Consider the following 17,045-nt stretch of genomic DNA (forward strand, 5'->3'; position numbering starts at 1 on the left):
CGTTGCGGTGGAACAAGTTCCACTTCGCTGGGGAGCGGGAGCCGGGGGAATGCGAACGGGGCGCCCACCGGCACCTCGGAAGGTGTCGGTGGGCGCCCCGGGCAGGGCTGATGCGCCGTCAGGAGACGGTGAGCGTCAGGGTTCCGGTGTAGGTGCCGGCCGCCTGGTACGCCGGGATCGCGAGCGACAGGCCCGCGTTCGCGGTGAATACGCCACCGGTCTTGTGTGCCGGGTCCGTGGACGCCGCCGAGCTGCACAGCAGCCCGCCGTTGACCGTGCCCGCCGAGCCGGTCACGACCTGGCTCGCCGAGTTCGGCTCGGCCACGCACCGAGGTGTCCAGGACAGTGCGGACGCGGGCAGCGAGTTGCCGCCCTCGGCCTTGAAGTCCGATACGGAGCCGGTGAGTTGCCAGCCCAGCGTGCCCTTGCGGGCATCGGTGACGGTGACCGCGTTCAGCGAGCCCGTCATCGACTGGTCGTGGTTCGCGAAAGGGACGTCCGCGAGCACGACGCCGTTGCCGGCCTGGACCATCGACAGCGTCCCCGGCTCCTCGCCGGGACCGCCGCCACCCTCGAAGGTGAACGCGGCGAGTGCCATCTTGTTGCGGTCGCTCTTCTCGGACGCCCGGATCTGGGTGGTACCGGGCTTGCTCACGGTCAGATCGACGGCGAACGTGCCGTCCGCGGCCGCGGTGGCCTCCACCGTGTCACCGGTCGCGCCGAGGCCGGCGTCCAGGGTCTCCAGCACGACGGTCGCGCCGGGGGTGAAGTTCTTCCCCGTCACATGCGCCTTCGTACCCGAGGGCCCCCGGTCCGGGGAGGCGGTGATCTCGCGCGGCAGCACGACCGCCGAGGTGACCGTGATCGGTGCGGTCAACGAGGTGACTCCGACGCTGACCTTGACCAGGTAATTGCCCGGCTTCACCTGCCCGCCGAGCGTGGCCTGCGCGGTGAGCGCGCCGCCCTGTGCCACCGACCCGGACCCGGCGACGAACGCCGAGCCGGTGCAGCCCGAACCGTCCTCCGCGCACAGCTGGACCTGCGGGTTGCCCTGGCCGGTCGGCCAGTTCGCCCCGGACAGCTTCACGACGTCACCCGGCTTCAGCAGATTCTGATCCACGATCAGATTTGCCTGGGCGGGTTGGCCGACCGAGATCGAGTGGGAGACCACCGGAGTTGCGACGGGTACGCCGCTCGACGAGATGGTGATGACCTTCAAGCCGTATCCGGCGGGTGCCAGATCGATGCGTCCCGCCTTGGCGATTTTGAAGGTGCCCTTCATGTCGCCGACCTTGAGCACCTCGCCGCCCGGAGTGGCCGGGTTGCCCTTGGGCCCACTGACCGACACGTCGCCGGTCTGCGCGCCGGAGAGCTTCACGGTACCGCTGGGCGTCACCGTGTCCTTGAGCGCGACCACCCAGCTGGAGGGGTTGCGCGGGTAGCCGATCCACTTCCAGCCGACGGTGACCTCGTCGCCGATCTCGTACCACGGCTTGACCGGGCTCACCGACAGGGCGACCTCGGGCTGCCAGTCGAAGTCCGGGCCGTTGCCCCAGGCCGGGGTGTAGCGCACGCCGTACTTGACCGGCTCGGAGTGCCGCAGCGCGTCCTTGACGACCGAGACCGGCACCAGGACCGAAGCGGAACCCGAGGTGATCCGGACCTGGCGTACGCCGTCCGACAGACCGGCGGCGACCTTGACCCGACCGAGCAGCTTTCCGGAGGCGTCGACGGTGAGGGTGGAGCCCGACGCCCCTTCCGCCGCACAGGCGTTGCCGTTCAGGTCGCACAGTTCGACGTTGACGCCGCCCGGGCCGACCGGCCAGTTCTCCCCGGTCACGTCGATGGTCGCGCCCGGCCGGACCACGTTCCAGCTCAATGCCACGCTGGCCGGCTTGACCGCGCCGTCCACCGCGAGCGTCGCGCCCACGCCCGGCGTGCCGTTCGGCGTGCACGGCGTGTCCCAGCTGCCGAACATGTTCGCGGTGCTCGTGTAGCCGCCGGGAGAGAGTTTGAGCTCGCCCGGCTTGGCGATCTTCAACGTGCCCGTCATGGTCGACAGCCACAACTTCTCGCCGCCGGGGGTCTGCGCGTTCTTCTGCGGACCCTCCATCGCGATCTCGCCGCCCTGCGCGCCGGAGACCAGGACCTTGCCCCGAGGCTTGACCGCGTCCGCGTTGACGGTCACGGAGGAAGGGTTCTTCGCCGCGTCCTTCCAGGTCCAGGTGACCGTGACCTCGTCGCCCACGTTGTACTTCGGCTTGACCGGATCCACGGTCAGGTCGACCTGGGCGTCGAAGTCGAACGGACCGCCACCGATGCTCGGCGGTACACAGTGCACGTTGTACGTCACAGGAGCCGCGCTCGCGGACTGTGCCCCCGCGCCCACGCCCAGGGCACCGGCCACGAGGGCGGTACCGAGCACGCCGGCCACGCGCTTGTTGCGGAATCTGGACCCAGTGCTTTCCCTGGTTCTTGGTCTGAGCATGTGGTGCTGTCCCTCCTCGGGATGCCTGCCTGGCCCGCCGGGGGAGCGGGCAGTCGAACACCACACCGGGACCGGTCCGCCGCCGTCGGTGACGCACACGGCGCGGGACGGTCGATTCGGTGCCGTGCGCCGATTCGACGTCGGCGGGGTGACACCCGACCCCGCCGGTGTCACCCGGTCGTTCCTGCTGATGCCACTCCTGAAACCTGTTCCAGAAAACAGCGCCTCCCATTGAGCCCGGGGGCGTTTGCGAAGTCAACAGCGGAACGCGATCCGGCGGCAACGATTTGTATGCGGAGCGGCCGGGCGTTCGACGGGTGGGAATGAGCGACGGGACGCCCACCGCGCAGTGAGGGAATGCGGCGGACGCCCCGTGCCGATGAACCGCTGCCTATTGTCAGGAAATCGACAGGGTCAGCGTCGCGCTGTAGTCGCCGGCGCCCTGGTAGGCCGGAACCTTCAGGTCGATGTCGGCGTCGGCGGAGAAGGTGCCGCCCGTGCCGGTCGTGCCCTGCGGCACCGAGGCCAGGGTCGCACCCGAGCCGATGGTGCCCGCGCTGCCCGCGACCGGGGTGCCCTTGGACTTCTCGTCGGCCTTGGCGGCCTTCGGCTTCCAGGAGAAGTTGTCGGCGGGGATCGTCTCGCCGGCCTGCGTGGCGAAGTCGGTGATCGAACCCGTCAGCGTCCACCCGGCGTTGCCGCCGCGCAGGTCGGTCACGGTGACCGTGTTGAGCTTGCCGGTCATGGTCTGGTCCTGCGCGCTCACGCCGACCTCGGACAGCCGGATGCCGCCGGTCTGCTGGGTGATCGCCAGCGAGCCGGCGGTGATCGTGCCGTCCAGCTTCTGGGTCAGGTCGCCGGGCTCGGTCGGGTCGACCTTCTTGCGGACGAGCAACCGCGCCTGGCCGCTGTTGCCCTCGGCGTCGGCCACCGCGAGGGTGTGGGTGCCGTTGGCGACGTTGTCGGCCAGCTTGACCTTGCCGGTCAGGTTGCCGGACGCGTCCACGGCGAGCGTGGAGGAGGCGATTCCGGCGGGCCCGCCGTCCAGCGTCGCGGTCACCGCGCCGGGCGCGAACTTGGTGCCGGTCAGGGCGACTTCACTGCCGGGCTCGACCGCGCCGGTGGGCGCGTTGAGCACCGGCTTGTCGGCCGCGCCGACCTTGAGCGTGGCCGAGGGGGCGACCGCGGAGACCGGGTTGCACTTGGTCTCGGCGTCGAGGCCGAACGCCTTGGTGAAGGTCGAGTACAGACCCGGGGTCAGCGTCACGTCGCCGGCCTGGGTCAGCTTGACCTTGCCGGTCATGTTGGTGAGCACGAGCTCTTGGCCCGGCCCGGTCTCCGGGTTGATCCGCTGACCCTCGACCGCGACCTCGCCGGTGGCCGCGCCACCGAGGGTGACGCTGCCCTTGGGCAGGGTGGAGTCCTTGTCCACCTTGCCGACGACGGGGATCTCCGGCGGCGCCTTCGGGTACGACTTCCAGGTCCAGGTCACGGTGACCTCTTCGCCGACGTCGTAGCGCGCCTTGGCGGGCGCCACCGACAGGTCGATCTTGAGATTGCCGTCCGGGATCACCAGGTCCTTGACGATCTGGTTCACACAGTGCGAGGTGTAGTCCACGTCGGCCGCGTTCGCGGTGGGCGCGAGGGCCACCATGCCGACGGTGCCGGCGATCGTCACGACGCCGAGCGACGCGGCGAGTTGCCTGTTTGCCTTGAACATATGGTGCGTTCCTTTTCTCGGTTACCGCTCTGCCGGCGCCGGGGAAGGCGGGGCAGCCGAAACACCGCATCGAGAGGCCGGGCGCTGCCGTCGCGAGTGCACACGACGCGCGGGCCTCGATGCCTCGTGCATGACCGGGCCGGTGCCGCCATCGGGTGCGGCCCTGCCTGTCAGGTGGAACGTGTTACAGAAATCGTGCGTGATCATTCCGCTTCACGACGATCACAAAGTCAAGGGATTCGGGTGTGGAAACGAAAGGACGCCCTCCTCGCACGATGCGAGGAGGGCGTCCCGGTCTCCGACGGTGACTCAGCTCAGACTGAGCGTCAGATTCCCGGTGTAGGTGTCGGAGCGCGAGCCGCCGGGGAGCGACAGGTTCAACAGGGCGTTCGCCTCGAACGCCCCGCCGGTGACCGCGCCGGTGCTCGGGTTCTGTCGACACAGCACCTCGGCGCTGCCGCCGACCGTGCCGGGCACGCCGGTGCCGACGGTGGCGGGCGGGCCCTCCACGGTCGTGCAGGCGGGGATCCAGGTGAGCCGCTGGGCCGGGACGATCTCGCCGCCCTGGCCGACGAAGTCACTGGCCTGTGCGGTCAGCGTCCAGCCGAGTGTGCTGCCGCGCCGATCCAGGATGGACACCGGGTTCAGCCGGCCCTCCAACTGCTGGGTGCCGTCGCTGGGTTGGAACTGTGGCATGGTCACGCCGGCCGAGTCCTGGCGCATGAACAACGGTCCGGCCACGGTGTCCACGGGAGTCTGCGGCACCTGGGCGGCGGGCGGCGGGGGAAGGGGCGGGGCGCTCGGCGGGGGCGAGCCGGCCCCGGTGGACGGCCCCGGGGTGGCGCCGACACCGCCGAGTGTGGGGTCGCCGACGGCGCCCACCGAGCCCGCGGTCGGATCGGTCGTGGCGCCGCCGGGAGGTGGGGTGGTGGATGTGCCGGGAGTACTGCCGGTGCCCGCCGAGCCACCGCCCACCGGGCCGGCGCCCGCCGAACCGCCGCCCGCGCTCTGGCCCGGGGTCTGGGTGGTGCCGACCTGGAGGCTCGCCGACACCGGCAGCCGGTCCGGGTGGACCGGGGTGCAGGGCGAGTCCCGGATGAAGGTCTGCTTGAGCACGTACGCGCCCGGCGCGAGGTCGATCCGGCCCTCGGCGGCGATGGTGAACCGGCCGGTCATGTCCGCGACCGGGAGCGGCTGGGAGCCGCCGACCTTCGGGTGCTTCGCGGGACCGGTGAGCTGAATGTCGCCGACCTGCGCGTTGGAGAGCTTGACCGTGGCGTTCGGCGTCTCGGTATCGGCGAATGCGTCGGTCCAAGTCCACGGGTTGCGTGGCGGAGTGGCCCAGTGCCAGGTGACGGTCACCTCCTCGCCGACCTTGTACGTGCCCTGCTTCGGCGCCGACACGGTCAGCTCGATCCGGGGCTTCCAGGTGAAGTCGGGGCCGCCTGCGAGCGGCGGTCGGCAACTCACCTCGTGCTCCACGGGCGCCGCCTGGGCCCCGGGGGCGACCGCCGTGAGACCTGCCGCGCCGGCGGCGAGCACGCCTGCCCCCAGCATCGCGAACAGCCTCCTGCGGGGTGGAACCATGCGCGGGACGCTCCCTTCCCTGTTCGTCGTTTCTCGGCTTCGGCCGGCCCCGGCTCGTTCGACTGCGGGGGTGGCCTGAAACGTGTTCCATAAATGGGCCAAATGCCCATTGATTCCGCTCGCCTGACGTGGTGTCAAGGGGTCCGAGCCGGCTGTGACGGGTTCGAGAAGCGCCGGCACGGAGCGTCGTCGTCGACGCTGCCGAGCGTCACGGGTGTGGTGGTCGGGTGCGCCCGGGCCGGCACCCCCGGCCGTTCCGACGGACCCGTTGTGCGTCGTCGCCAGGACGGGCCCGGGTTTCGTTCGCCCGTGACAGGCGGCGGTGCGTGGGCGGCGGTGCGTCGGCGGCGGGACGGGGGCCGCGGCGGCGTTTCCGGGCTCGTCGGCCACGGTGTTCCGTCCCCAGGGCGCGCCGCGCGGTGTACGCGCCGGGGCTCCTGGGGTTCTCGCCCGGAGTTTCACTGTTTGCAGGCTTTTCGTGCGGCAGTTGTACGCGACACGTGTCGAGTTTGTGGGGACCTGGCAACCGCCTTGTCGACAGAGTGATTTCGCTGGTCCGCGCGATATGGAACCGTGTCCGACGGATGCAGATTTTCTGCTTTTCGCTGTTGTCCGCTCATGCCACTTGTCGTACCGTCACCCGAAGATCTGACGTGACATCAAGTACTGGAACAGTCTCGATGTCTCCCGGATGCGCCAAGGGAAGCCCCCTCCAGGGAACGCGAGGCGTGTCCCACCGGTGCTTGCGTGGTCCGGTTTCCCGCCCGGTCCGCGCCTCGAAAGGGGGAAGTCGGGTGTGGCGACCGCGTGTACCCGATGCGTCGGGGCGCGTGCCGGGTCGGTGCAGGCCGACACGCCGCAACGGCCCTGCTGAGCGCGCGCCGCTCCGGCCGTTTCGATCAGGACTTCTCGACGAGCAAGAGATCCCCCCGAAGGGAGAACCACCGTATGGTCAGGCCCTATAAGCGAACCGCGGGCGGCTTGGCGGCGTTCGCCGTCATGGCGGGCGGCATGCTGGCGTTCGCGCCGCAGGCCGCCGCCGCGCCGGTCACCACGCAGGTGAAGTGCGAGTTCACCGACGCCCTGGTCATCCAGGCGATGGACAACAAGACGTCGGTTTCCGGCGCGCAGCCGTTCACGATCACCGGCCCGGCCGACTCGACGCCCGGCAAGTCGATCCAACTCGCCATCGACCCGGGCCCCAGCCCCGCGTCGTCCCCGCTCAAGGCCCCCATCAAGATCACTCCCACGGTCGTCTTCGACGCGAAGTCCGACGGTGGGACCGCAACGCTGACGGCGGTGGGCGCGACCACCACGATGACGGTGGAGGCGAAGGCCGGGATCGACGTCCCGAAGTTCAACGCCAACGTGCAGTTGCCGAGCAACGCCAAGGGCAAGGTCGAGCTGAGCCCCAAGAAGTTCCAGCTGAAGATCGAGGTCATCGAACCGCCGCTGGAGTTCACGGTGCCCTGCAACATGACCTCGACGGCGGTGGCCTACTCGGTCACCACCCCGGCTGCCGCGACGAGCGGCGGCTCGACCTCGGGCTCGACCTCCGGCTCCACGTCGGGCTCGACCTCGGGCTCGACCTCGGGTTCCACGTCCGGCTCCACCTCGGGGTCCACGAGTGGTACCACCTCGGACACGACGGCCGGCTCGACCACCGGCTCGGGCACGCTGCCCAAGACCGGTCCGCTGGACGACGCGCTCTCGATGGGTCTGCTCGGTGGGACCGTCGGGCTGCTCGGCGTCGGCGGGGTGTTGCTCGCGACCCGTCGGGTGCGGTCCTCGCGCAACGCCTGACCCGGGTCCGCGGACGGTCGGCCTTCCGGCTCGGGAGGCCGACCGCGGCGCTTACCGACGGCTATTGACTATGCGGCGCGATCGCGCGTGAATGGCACGCCAGAATCTGTAACACGTTTCAGTTCGTGGCTCAGGGTCCGTGTCCCGCAAGGGGATCGACGGACAGCGGGACGGCCGCCTCGGCCGTGTGCAATGGATCTCGAGCGAGGCGACCGCCCAGGTACGGCACCGGAGCGCCGGGCTCACGGTAGTGCGACGCTCCTCGGCACCCGCTCCGGTGTGGTGTTCGACCACTCCGCCCCCGGCGGCCGGTGGCAACCCCCTGAAGGGAGCAGCACCACATGTTCAAACCCAGCAAGAAGGTCGTCGCGACGTTCGGCGTCGCGGTGATCGCGGGTAGCGCGGGACTGGTGGCGGGTGCGCCGATGGCCTCCGCGGCGTCGGTCAATCCGGATCTGACCTGCACCGAGCCGATCCTGAACTGGAACAAGTCCGGCAAGCAGACGTTCGACGTCTCGCTCACGCCGGACACCGGCTCGGCACCGGGAACGGTGCAGGCCAAGGTCGACGCGGGCGAGAACCCACTGCGGCCGGACACCCCGTTCCCGGGTATCGGCTTCGTCGGCCAATACACCTTCACCTTGAGCAGCGGCGGCGAAGTCACGCTGACCGCACCGCAGTTCACCGCGGACATCGGGCCCACCCAGGGCATCAACCCGCCCGAGTTCACCGCCGACCTGGCCATTCCGCAGGCCGCGCCGGGAACGACGATCGAGCTGACGCTCAAGACCTTCGCCCTGGACGTCTACCTGCCCGGCCAGACGAGCAAGATCACCACGGCCACCTGTCAGGTGACCGGCAACAACGGCGTGGTGGCGTCCTACAAGGTCGCCGACAGCACGCCGCAGGAACCGACCCTGACCACCACGCCCGGACAGGTCAAGCCCGGCGGTGCCCTCACCGTCGCCGGGACGAACTGGCCGGCCGGAACGCCCACGGTCGAACTGTGCGACGCGAGCGGCAACGCCTGTGACGCGGCCAAGGTCACCGGGGCGCTCACGGTCACCGATGGTGCGCTCGCCGGCACCGCGACGATCGGCGCGACCGTCGCGGACGGCTCGTACCAGCTCAAGGTCACCGTCGGCGCCAAGTCCAAGACGTCGAACGTGGCGGTCAAGGCCGACGTGCCGAGCAACCCGCGCAAGCTCACCCTGAACCCGACCCACGGGCCGGTCGGCACCGAGGTCACGGTGAACGGCGAGGGCTACACGCCGGACGCCTCCGTGTACGTGATCCCGACCAACGCCGCCCAGCAGCCGGACGTTCCCGGCCTGGTGATGGCGAAGGCCGGTGCCGACGGCAAGTTCACCGCCAAGGTCAAGGTCAACAAGGCGGACACCACGCTGATCGCGGCATCCGAGGACACCACCGGCACGCTGTCCGCCGGTGCGCCGTTCACGGTCGACGGGGTCAACCCCCCGACCGGCTCGCTCAAGCAGGATGTCACCGGCACGATCGCCGGCGGCGCCCTGACGATCACTCAGGAGAACGCCGGGATCAAGCTTTCCGACGTGACCCTGAACGGCACCGAGCAGAACATGACCGGCGCGCTGAACACGGTGACGGTCAAGGACTACCGCGGTGGCTCCACCGGTTGGACGCTGACCGGCGCGGTGACCGACTTCACCAACGGCGCGGGCGGCACCATCGCGGCGGAGAAGTTCTCCTGGACTCCGAAGCTCACGCCCGGCGAGGGCTCGCCGAGTCAGGCGGTGGCCGGCAGCGCGGGCCCGATCGGCAAGACCGGCGCCACGCTGGCGTCCGCGCCCAACGCGGATGTCACCGGTGGCACGTTCAAGGCCGACGCGGGTCTGTCCCTGGCGGTCCCGGCCTACCAGGCACCCGGCAACTACAGCGCGACGCTCACGCTCTCCATTTCCTGACCGAATTCCCCGCGCCGGATCCCTTCGGCGCGGGGACCTCGAACGGCCTCGACACCGGGGGCCCGGGCGCCACGGAAAACCATCCGTGGCGCACGGTCCGCCGGAGCGGGCCGCTGCGGATCGACGCAGAGCGGAGGGTGGGGCGGGCAGCCGGCCCGTCCCGCCCACACCGCACACGTGCGATCCGCGCAGCCACCACCCAGGCACACAGCGCGGGCCCTTCGGATCCGCTCCCGAAGCCGGCCCTTTCGATCCGCAGCACACAGACCAGCTGGAGACACCGATGACGGGCACCCCGGCCCCCCCGAGCCGCCGGCAAGGCGGACGCAACCGATCCCTGGCCACCCTGTTCGCAGTGCTGGCCACGCTGTTCGCCTCCCTGACGCTGGTCGCACCGACCCCCGCGTCGGCCGCGGGCAACGGCGAATGGTCGGTCGACCCCTACGTGCCGGACGGCACGAGTCAGAACGCCCGTCGTTACTTCTTCCTCGAAGGCGCCGCCGGCACCACCGTTCCCGACGTGGTGACCCTGCACAACACGAGCCCGGCGCCGCTCACCATGAAGCTGTTCGGCGCGGACGCGTACAACACGCCGCGCGACGGCGGCTTCGCGCTGCGCACGGTCACCGACAAACAGAAGGACGTCGGGACCTGGATCCAGGTGGCGCCGGAGAACCAGACGCTGACCCTGCAGCCGGGGGAGAAGCGTCAGGTCCCGTTCAACATCGTCATCCCGCCGAACGCGACGCCCGGTGACCACCCCGGCGCCATCGTCGCGCTCAACACCGCGATCGAGGGCACCCAGCAGCAGGGCCAGATCAAGGTCAACATCCAGCGCCAGATCGGCGCCCGGGTGTACCTGCGGGTGCAGGGTGACGCGCTGCCGGCGATGGACATCCAAAAGGTCGAGGTCGAGCGGGACGCGGGCTTCGGCGAATTCTTCGGATCGAGCAAGGCGACGATCACCTACCGGATCATCAACCGGGGCAACGTGATCCTGCGCCCCAAGTTCCGGCTCCGGGCCGAGGGTCTGTTCGGGCGCGAGCTGATGAGCAAGGCCGACGAGGGCGCCGAGATCCTGCCGGGTTCGACCGTCGAGAAGGTCGTCGAGTGGAAGGACGCGCCGCGACTGGACCACGTCACCGTCAAGGTCGACGGCGTCGTCGCGGAGCAGAAGCTCAAGGACGACGCGAGCGCTTCGTACACGGCCGTGCCGTGGCCCAGCCTGCTCACCCTGGCCGCCATCCTGCTGCTCGCCGGCATCGGTTGGGGCGTGTGGCGCAACGGACGCAAGGGCAAGGGCGGGGACCCGGCCGAGCCCGGCAACCCGGTGGGCCCGACCGACGACACGACCGTGCTGCCGCCGATCCCGGCCGCGCCGGAGCCCGCGCCTGCCGGCGAGAGCGTTGCCGAGCACGCCCAGGCCGCGCCCGCGGCGACCGGTGAGACCCTCGCCGAGCACGCAACCGCCGCCGGTGACAAGCCGGTTGTGGAGCCCGCGTCGGTCGAACTCGCGAAGGGGGTCGCCCCGGACGCGACTTCCGGCGAGGGCGAGAACACGGACGCGAAGGCCGAGGCGGAGGTCGGGATGCCGGCCGAGGCTGCTGCGGAGGACGCCGAGCCGGTCGCGACGGAGCAGGACGAGCGGGCCGAGCAGGTGGAACAGGCCGAGCAGGGCACGAAGTCCGAGACTCCCGAGACTCCCGAGAAGCCTGAGAACACCGAGAAGTCCGAGAACACCGACGGGTCCGAGGAGAAGCCGGCCGAAGTCGCGGCGAGCGCGGACGAGCCGGCCGTGGCCGGTGAGGCCGACGACAAGCGCATCGACACCGAGGCGACTCCCGCGGTGGGCGAGCCCGTTGCGGACACATCGGCCGTCGAGGACACCACGCCGGCGGTTGTCGAGGCCGAACCGGCCGAGCACGCCGCCGACTCCGCCGCACCGACTGCCGAGCAGCCGACCGTCGCCGCAGGCGATTCCGCCGCGCCGACCGCCGGCGAGGCCCAGCCCGTCGTGCCGGCCGCCGATGTCGAGCCCGCCGCCGCCGAGGCCGCCCCCGCCGCCGCTCCCGCGAAGAAGGCCGCCAAGCGCCCGAAGGGCAAGCAGCCCCCGGCCCGCCCGCGCGCCGATGCGCCGGCCGCCGAGGACTCCGCCGATTCCGCGGGGGTCGGCCGTTGATCGTGGTCAACCGGGTTCGTCACGCAGTTCGGGTCGGCCGCGTCCGCGGTGCCGCCCTCGCGCTGATCGCCGTGCTGTTGCTGGGGCTGGTCGCCCTCGGCGGCACGGCGCCCGCGCGTGCGGCGGACCCGGCGCCGGCCGCGGGACCGAGCGCGTCGATCGACCCGGGCAAGGTCGCGGCCGGGGACAAGGTCTCGGTCGTCGGCGGTGACTGGACTCCCGGATCCCTCGTCCAGGCGAGCATCTGCGGAGAGAACGGCCTGCGCGGCACGGTCAACTGCGCCGCGGCCAGTGCCGCGAGCGGGACCGTGGACGCCGGCGGCAATGTCTCGATCACCCTGACCGCCGCCATCCCACCGTCTCCGTGTCCGTGCGTGGTCCGGATCGCGGTGATCATGAACGGCCCGCCGAAGGACGCGAGCGTGCCGCTGGAGATCGACGGCGCGCCCTACGCCCCGTTGCCGGTGACGGTGAAGACCCCCGGTCGGCTGGTGTTCATCGACAGCGCCATGGTCGGCAAGGACTCGATCTTCACCTGGTTCGGCTCGCCCGTGCAGCGCCGATTCCGGATCGAAGTGGGCAACATGGGCCAGTCGCCCATCGTCAACCCGACCTTCCGGATCGGATTCTACGAAGGTGTCTACGCCCCCACCTGGGAGAACTACGAGTCGCACGTCACCATCCCGCCGGGCAAGCGCACCACCATCTCGCTCCCGGTGGAGCTGAACCCCCGTCAGCACGGCACCTTCAGTTGGCGGGTGACCTACGACAACCAGGTCGTGGACGAACAGGCCTTGGAGGTCGGCCGCCCGTGGGGCGTCTACATCTTCGGCGCGCTCCTGGTGATCGTGGTCCCGGTGGCGGCCTGGCGGCTGTTCCTGCGGGTCGTCGAACTGATCGGCGAGCAGCGGGCCCGCCGTACGAGCGAGCGCGAGCGCGAAGTCGGCCTGGCGGCGGCGCCGTCCCGGCTGACCAGGGACGACAAGAACCGAAGGTCCGTCGAGGACAGCGCGGATGACGGTGGGTCGGAACCCAGGACCGCGAACCGACGGCCGACCGAGCCCTCGGCCGCACCGGTGGACCTGAGCAAGCGCCCGGTCCGCTCGATGGTCGAGACGATGGTGATCGGCGGCCCGCTGTACGCGGGTTCCGAGCCGGGCGAGGACGACCATCCGCGGGCCGGCGAGTTCGGGGGGTCGGAGCGATGAGCGCGCGACCCGGCAGGGGGCTCGGCGCCCTGATCGCCACGACGGCCGTCGTCGGCACCGTGCTCGTGTTCTATTACGGGCCCGGCGGCGGCGAGTTCGGGCCGTCGCACACCAACGTCACCGATCAGGCGGGCCCGAGCGGCGGGGGCACCTTCCGGCCCGCTCCGACCGCCGCCGGCGGCGGCGGCGGTGATACGAACTCCGCTCCGCCGAGCGACACTTCGGCCGTTCCGGATGCGTCCGGGTCCGGCGGGAGCGACGGCGGCGGATCGGCGCCCGGCGCGGGAGACCTCGACTGGGACACGAAGATCGAGCAACCCAGCTCCCCGGCCCGGGTGGACGGCAACATCAACCCGGGAGTTCTGGCGGTCAGTACACCCAACGCCGGACACAACCGGCTCACGGTGGACCGGGCCGGCGGCACCGCCAAGGGTGCGCTGAATCCGATGCTGGTCCAAGACTTTCGCGGGTCGCGCAACGGGTGGACCCTCACCGGCGCGATGTCCGATTTTCGGGCGGAGGACGGAACGCGGATCGAGGCCCACAACCTCGTCTGGGATCCGTACTGCACGCCGCATCCGGGACGCGGCCCCTATCCCAGTTCGGCGAAGCCCGGAAACCGGGCGCAGTCGAGCCGTACGGCAACCCTGTGCTCGACATCGTCGTCACCGAGCATCACAGGGGGTGAATTCGACGTCGGCGCGGAGCTGACCCTGCGGCTGCCCGACCGGAACACATCCGCCGAGAGCTACTCGGCGACCCTGACGCTCACGCTCAGCTGACCAAAACGACGGGGTGAGTCCCGCCCCGACGAAGGGAGCACAACCTGATGAGCAAGGCCAAGACAAGACTCGCCATGACGGCGATCGGCGGCATGCTGATCGCCGGTGGTGGCGGCATGATCGTGTTCGCCCCGAGCGCGCAGGCCGCCGGGACGCCCTCGACGGCCACGGTCAACATGACCTGCACGTTCCCGCCGGACCTGGGAATGGATCCCGCGACGCTGGACCTGACGTTCAAGCTGGAAGCACCCGCCAAGGTCGCACCGGGCCAGGACGCGGTGGTCAAGGTGGACATGGGTAAGACGGTCAACGCGCCGGTCGGTCCGATCGGCGCCGGCCTCCCGTTCTCCGTGGCCATCGACACCACGGCCACGGGTGCGTCGACGGCGCCGGTGAAGATCGCCGGCGAGGGCAAACTGCCGGCCCTCGTGAAGGGTGAGCCCATCGTCCTGCCGGCCTTCGACGCCAAGGTGCCGATCGCCGCGGGAGCCACGGACGGCAACCTCGACCTCACGCTCAAGCACATGACGCTGGTCGCCGCCGGCGCCAAGGTCGAGTGCGAGCCGAAGACGACGCCGAAGTTCCTCACGCTCAATGTGGACAAGACCGCCCCGTCCACCTCGGCTTCGCCGAGCACTTCCGCGTCGCCTTCGGACGAGCCGCCGGGTCCGCCCAACGGCAAGGAGGTCATGGCGGAGTACGCGTGTGTGACCACGGGTTCGCCGATCACGATTCCGAACACCACGCCGACCTACGGCATCACGGTGACCATCCCGAGCACCGCCAAGAAGGGCGACAAGCTCGACATCTCGGCCAAGTTCAAGGACAACCTGGTCGGCACCACCCCCGACATCGTGGGTCTGCCGGCCACGACGATCAAGTACACCCCGAAGCTCGCGATCACCGTGAAGCAGGGGGAGACCGAGAGGTCCGTCGACGTCGTCGGGAAGCAGATGGAGGCCAAGCCGGCTCCGGGCTCCAAGCTGTACGCGGATGGTCCGCTCACCGGCAAGTTCGATGTCTGGGGCGGCGGCGACTTCAGCTTCTCCCCGGGCGTGATGACGATGGAGAGCTTCGCGCCGGCGTTCAACACCACGACCATCACCACCTGCTCGGTCACCAAGACCGCCGTCTCGGCGACCCTCGTGGCAAAGGGTGACGCGGGCACCCCGCCGCCCACTTTGACCCAGTCCCCCTCGGGCAGCGCCAACAGCAACGGCGGCAGCGGCACCACCACCGGCGGAACCACCGGCGACCTCGCGCACACCGGGGCCTCCGGCGGCGGCATGACCGCGTTCGCGATGGCGGCCGGAACCGCCGTGCTCGGTGCGATCGCGCTGATGTTGTTCGTGCCGTACCGGCGGCGGATGCGCAACCAGGTCTGACATCCGGTCCGTGCGCGCCGGAACTCGGCGTCGTAGCGGCCTCGATGGCTGAACCCAGTCGATCCGAATGCGAAGGGTCCCCTTGCCGGTCCTCACCCGGCCGGGGGACCCTTCGGCTGTATACCGGTGCCGCGAACACGCCCGCGCGCGGCACCGCATCCCGTCCCACTCCCCGCACACCTCGTCTCTCCCACAGGAATTCCGCCCCCACGAGAAGGAACACGACTCCCGATGGCTCTCTGGGCTCCACGCATGGCGAGCGCCGTCCTCGCCCTGGGCTGCACGGTCGGTGCGGCGCTCGCCCTCGCTCCGCCCGCCGGTGCGGCGGAACCGCTGATCGTGCAGGTGCACTGCGTCATCCCGCTGGATCAGCCCGCCGTGGACGGTCCGCAGCAGATCTCGCTGGACGCGCCGACCGATCCGGTCCGCCCCGGCGACAAGGTGAAGATCAAGGTCACCCTCGGCGGCAGCCCCGCGACCAGTCCGCTGCCGTTCCCGGGCACTCCGTTGACCCCGTCGATCCAGCTCGTCCTGTCCGGCGGCGCGAGCGGCGAACTCACGCTCCAGGGAACCAGGATGCGGGTCGACATCCCGGGTACGCCGGCGCAGATCGTGGTGCCGCCCTACGAGGGTGAGATCACCGTGCCGCTCGATGCCAAGGGCGACATCCGGCTTGCGCCGGGCAAGATGGTCACGAGTACCGCGATCTTCGGCGACCAGATCACCACGTGCTTCCCGACCACTCCGGCGCCGCCCGCGGCGACCCTCAAGGTCGACGTGGCGGGGACGGCCCCGGATGGTGCGCAGGGCAGTCCGGCGGGCCCCGGCGCCGGGCAACCTCCGGCACCGGGCGAGACGTCCGGACGGACCGCGTCACAGCCTGCGGAGAGCCCGGCCGCGAGCCCGGGCGGTGTTGCCGGGGAGGCGGCCAAGGCGAGCGGGGTCGACATCGGGACGGTGAGCCGCGGCGAGGACGACGGAGACGTCTCCGGCGGGACCATCGTGCTGATCGTGGTCGGCGCACTGATCCTGGTGATGGCCGCGGCCACGATGTTGTACTCGTGGCGTCGCCACGAGGACGACGAATGGTGACCGCGCGTGGACACCTCGACCGCAGGCCCCCACCGCTCGCGGAGTCCCGATCGCTTCGAATGTCCCGGTCCCTTCCGGCCCTTCGATCAGGGAAAAATCCCCGTCGATTCCCGGCCCTCGCAGGTCTGTCGGGCGGAGCTCGTCAACCTCGCGTCCACGGCTCAGTAACATCAAGGTCATGACCCGCGTACTGCTCGCCGAGGACGACGCATCCATCTCCGAACCGCTCGCGCGTGCGTTGCGCCGAGAGGGCTACGAGGTCGAGGTGCGCGAGGACGGCCCAAGCGCTCTCGAATGCGCCGCGCAGAGCGGGGTGGACCTGCTCGTGCTCGACCTCGGCCTGCCCGGGATGGACGGCCTGGAGGTGTGCCGTCGGCTGCGTGCCGAAGGGCACGGCTTCCCGGTGCTGGTCCTGACCGCGCGCGCCGACGAAGTGGACACGGTGGTCGGCCTCGACGCCGGTGCCGACGACTACGTCACCAAGCCCTTCCGGCTCGCCGAGTTGCTCGCCCGCGTGCGGGCGCTGCTCCGGCGCGGCGCGGCCGACGTCGGTCAGGGGGTGCACGGCGTGCGGATCGACGTCGACTCGCACCGCGCCTGGATCGGCGAGGAGGAGCTCCAGCTCACCGCCAAGGAGTTCGACCTGCTCCGGGTGCTGGTGCGCGACGCCGGCCGGGTGGTCACTCGCGACCAGCTGATGCGCGAGGTGTGGGACACCACGTGGTGGAGTTCCACCAAGACGCTGGACATGCACATCTCGTGGCTGCGCAAGAAGCTCGGTGACGATGCGGGCAACCCCCGTTACATCACCACCGTGCGCGGCGTCGGCTTCCGCTTCGAGAAGAGCTGACCTCGGGC

The 17,045-nt window shown here is 70.5% G+C and carries 11 protein-coding genes; 8 read left to right on the plus strand and 3 right to left on the minus strand.

Translation table 11 applies throughout. From position 1 onward, the window contains the following. Nucleotides 1-118: 118 nt before the first annotated feature. From ACIBM5_RS36820 to ACIBM5_RS36830, 3 genes are all read right to left on the minus strand, one after another. The gene (locus tag ACIBM5_RS36820) at nucleotides 119-2,488 is read right to left on the minus strand and encodes a hypothetical protein (protein ID WP_396011061.1); all 2,370 of its coding nucleotides are present in this window, start codon (nucleotides 2,486-2,488) and stop codon (nucleotides 119-121) included. 397 nt (nucleotides 2,489-2,885) lie between these two features. After that, nucleotides 2,886-4,208, minus strand: a complete 1,323-nt coding sequence (locus tag ACIBM5_RS36825; RefSeq protein WP_396011062.1) for a WxL domain-containing protein — start codon at nucleotides 4,206-4,208, stop codon at nucleotides 2,886-2,888. Nucleotides 4,209-4,517: 309 nt separating this feature from the next. Then, nucleotides 4,518-5,795, minus strand: a complete 1,278-nt coding sequence (locus ACIBM5_RS36830; RefSeq protein ID WP_396011064.1) for a hypothetical protein — start codon at nucleotides 5,793-5,795, stop codon at nucleotides 4,518-4,520. Between the two features lie 948 nt (nucleotides 5,796-6,743). Here ACIBM5_RS36830 and ACIBM5_RS36835 point away from each other — a divergent pair. From ACIBM5_RS36835 to ACIBM5_RS36870, 8 genes are all read left to right on the plus strand, one after another. Continuing rightward, on the plus strand, nucleotides 6,744-7,598 hold the full coding sequence (locus ACIBM5_RS36835; protein ID WP_396011065.1) for a hypothetical protein: 855 nt from the start codon (nucleotides 6,744-6,746) through the stop codon (nucleotides 7,596-7,598). 341 nt (nucleotides 7,599-7,939) lie between these two features. Further along, a complete protein-coding gene (locus ACIBM5_RS36840; RefSeq protein ID WP_396011066.1) occupies nucleotides 7,940-9,541 on the plus strand; it encodes a hypothetical protein in 1,602 nt (533 codons plus the stop codon). A gap of 283 nt (nucleotides 9,542-9,824) precedes the next feature. Continuing rightward, nucleotides 9,825-11,720: a WxL protein peptidoglycan domain-containing protein gene (locus ACIBM5_RS36845; protein WP_396011067.1), complete on the plus strand. Its 1,896-nt coding sequence runs from the start codon at nucleotides 9,825-9,827 to the stop codon at nucleotides 11,718-11,720. Further along, nucleotides 11,717-12,928 (plus strand): hypothetical protein, encoded by a 1,212-nt coding sequence (locus ACIBM5_RS36850; RefSeq protein ID WP_396011068.1) that lies wholly within the window; start codon nucleotides 11,717-11,719, stop codon nucleotides 12,926-12,928. Before ACIBM5_RS36845 ends, ACIBM5_RS36850 begins: the two co-directional genes overlap by 4 nt. Further along, nucleotides 12,925-13,710 carry a hypothetical protein gene (locus ACIBM5_RS36855; RefSeq protein WP_396011069.1) on the plus strand — a complete coding sequence of 262 codons (786 nt, stop codon included), beginning with the start codon at nucleotides 12,925-12,927 and terminating at the stop codon, nucleotides 13,708-13,710. Before ACIBM5_RS36850 ends, ACIBM5_RS36855 begins: the two co-directional genes overlap by 4 nt. A 47-nt stretch (nucleotides 13,711-13,757) precedes the next feature. Further along, nucleotides 13,758-15,095, plus strand: a complete 1,338-nt coding sequence (locus ACIBM5_RS36860; protein WP_396011071.1) for a hypothetical protein — start codon at nucleotides 13,758-13,760, stop codon at nucleotides 15,093-15,095. 252 nt (nucleotides 15,096-15,347) lie between these two features. Next, nucleotides 15,348-16,187, plus strand: coding sequence for a hypothetical protein (locus ACIBM5_RS36865; RefSeq protein ID WP_396011072.1), 840 nt, complete (start codon nucleotides 15,348-15,350; stop codon nucleotides 16,185-16,187). 178 nt (nucleotides 16,188-16,365) lie between these two features. Then, nucleotides 16,366-17,037, plus strand: coding sequence for a response regulator transcription factor (locus ACIBM5_RS36870; RefSeq protein ID WP_020556678.1), 672 nt, complete (start codon nucleotides 16,366-16,368; stop codon nucleotides 17,035-17,037). Nucleotides 17,038-17,045 lie beyond the last annotated feature (8 nt).

It is taken from the genome of Embleya sp. NPDC050493 (assembly GCF_044458105.1).
In the GTDB taxonomy this organism is placed as follows: domain Bacteria; phylum Actinomycetota; class Actinomycetes; order Streptomycetales; family Streptomycetaceae; genus Embleya.

Coding starts and splice junctions, on each gene's coding strand:
- ACIBM5_RS36820 (WP_396011061.1), bottom strand. CDS start 2,488: ATGCTCAGACCAAGAACCAGGGAAAGCACTGGGTCCAGATTCCGCAAC.
- ACIBM5_RS36830 (WP_396011064.1), bottom strand. CDS start 5,795: ATGGTTCCACCCCGCAGGAGGCTGTTCGCGATGCTGGGGGCAGGCGTG.
- ACIBM5_RS36835 (WP_396011065.1), top strand. CDS start 6,744: ATGGTCAGGCCCTATAAGCGAACCGCGGGCGGCTTGGCGGCGTTCGCC.
- ACIBM5_RS36840 (WP_396011066.1), top strand. CDS start 7,940: ATGTTCAAACCCAGCAAGAAGGTCGTCGCGACGTTCGGCGTCGCGGTG.
- ACIBM5_RS36870 (WP_020556678.1), top strand. CDS start 16,366: ATGACCCGCGTACTGCTCGCCGAGGACGACGCATCCATCTCCGAACCG.
- ACIBM5_RS36860 (WP_396011071.1), top strand. CDS start 13,758: ATGAGCAAGGCCAAGACAAGACTCGCCATGACGGCGATCGGCGGCATG.
- ACIBM5_RS36865 (WP_396011072.1), top strand. CDS start 15,348: ATGGCGAGCGCCGTCCTCGCCCTGGGCTGCACGGTCGGTGCGGCGCTC.
- ACIBM5_RS36855 (WP_396011069.1), top strand. CDS start 12,925: ATGAGCGCGCGACCCGGCAGGGGGCTCGGCGCCCTGATCGCCACGACG.
- ACIBM5_RS36845 (WP_396011067.1), top strand. CDS start 9,825: ATGACGGGCACCCCGGCCCCCCCGAGCCGCCGGCAAGGCGGACGCAAC.
- ACIBM5_RS36825 (WP_396011062.1), bottom strand. CDS start 4,208: ATGTTCAAGGCAAACAGGCAACTCGCCGCGTCGCTCGGCGTCGTGACG.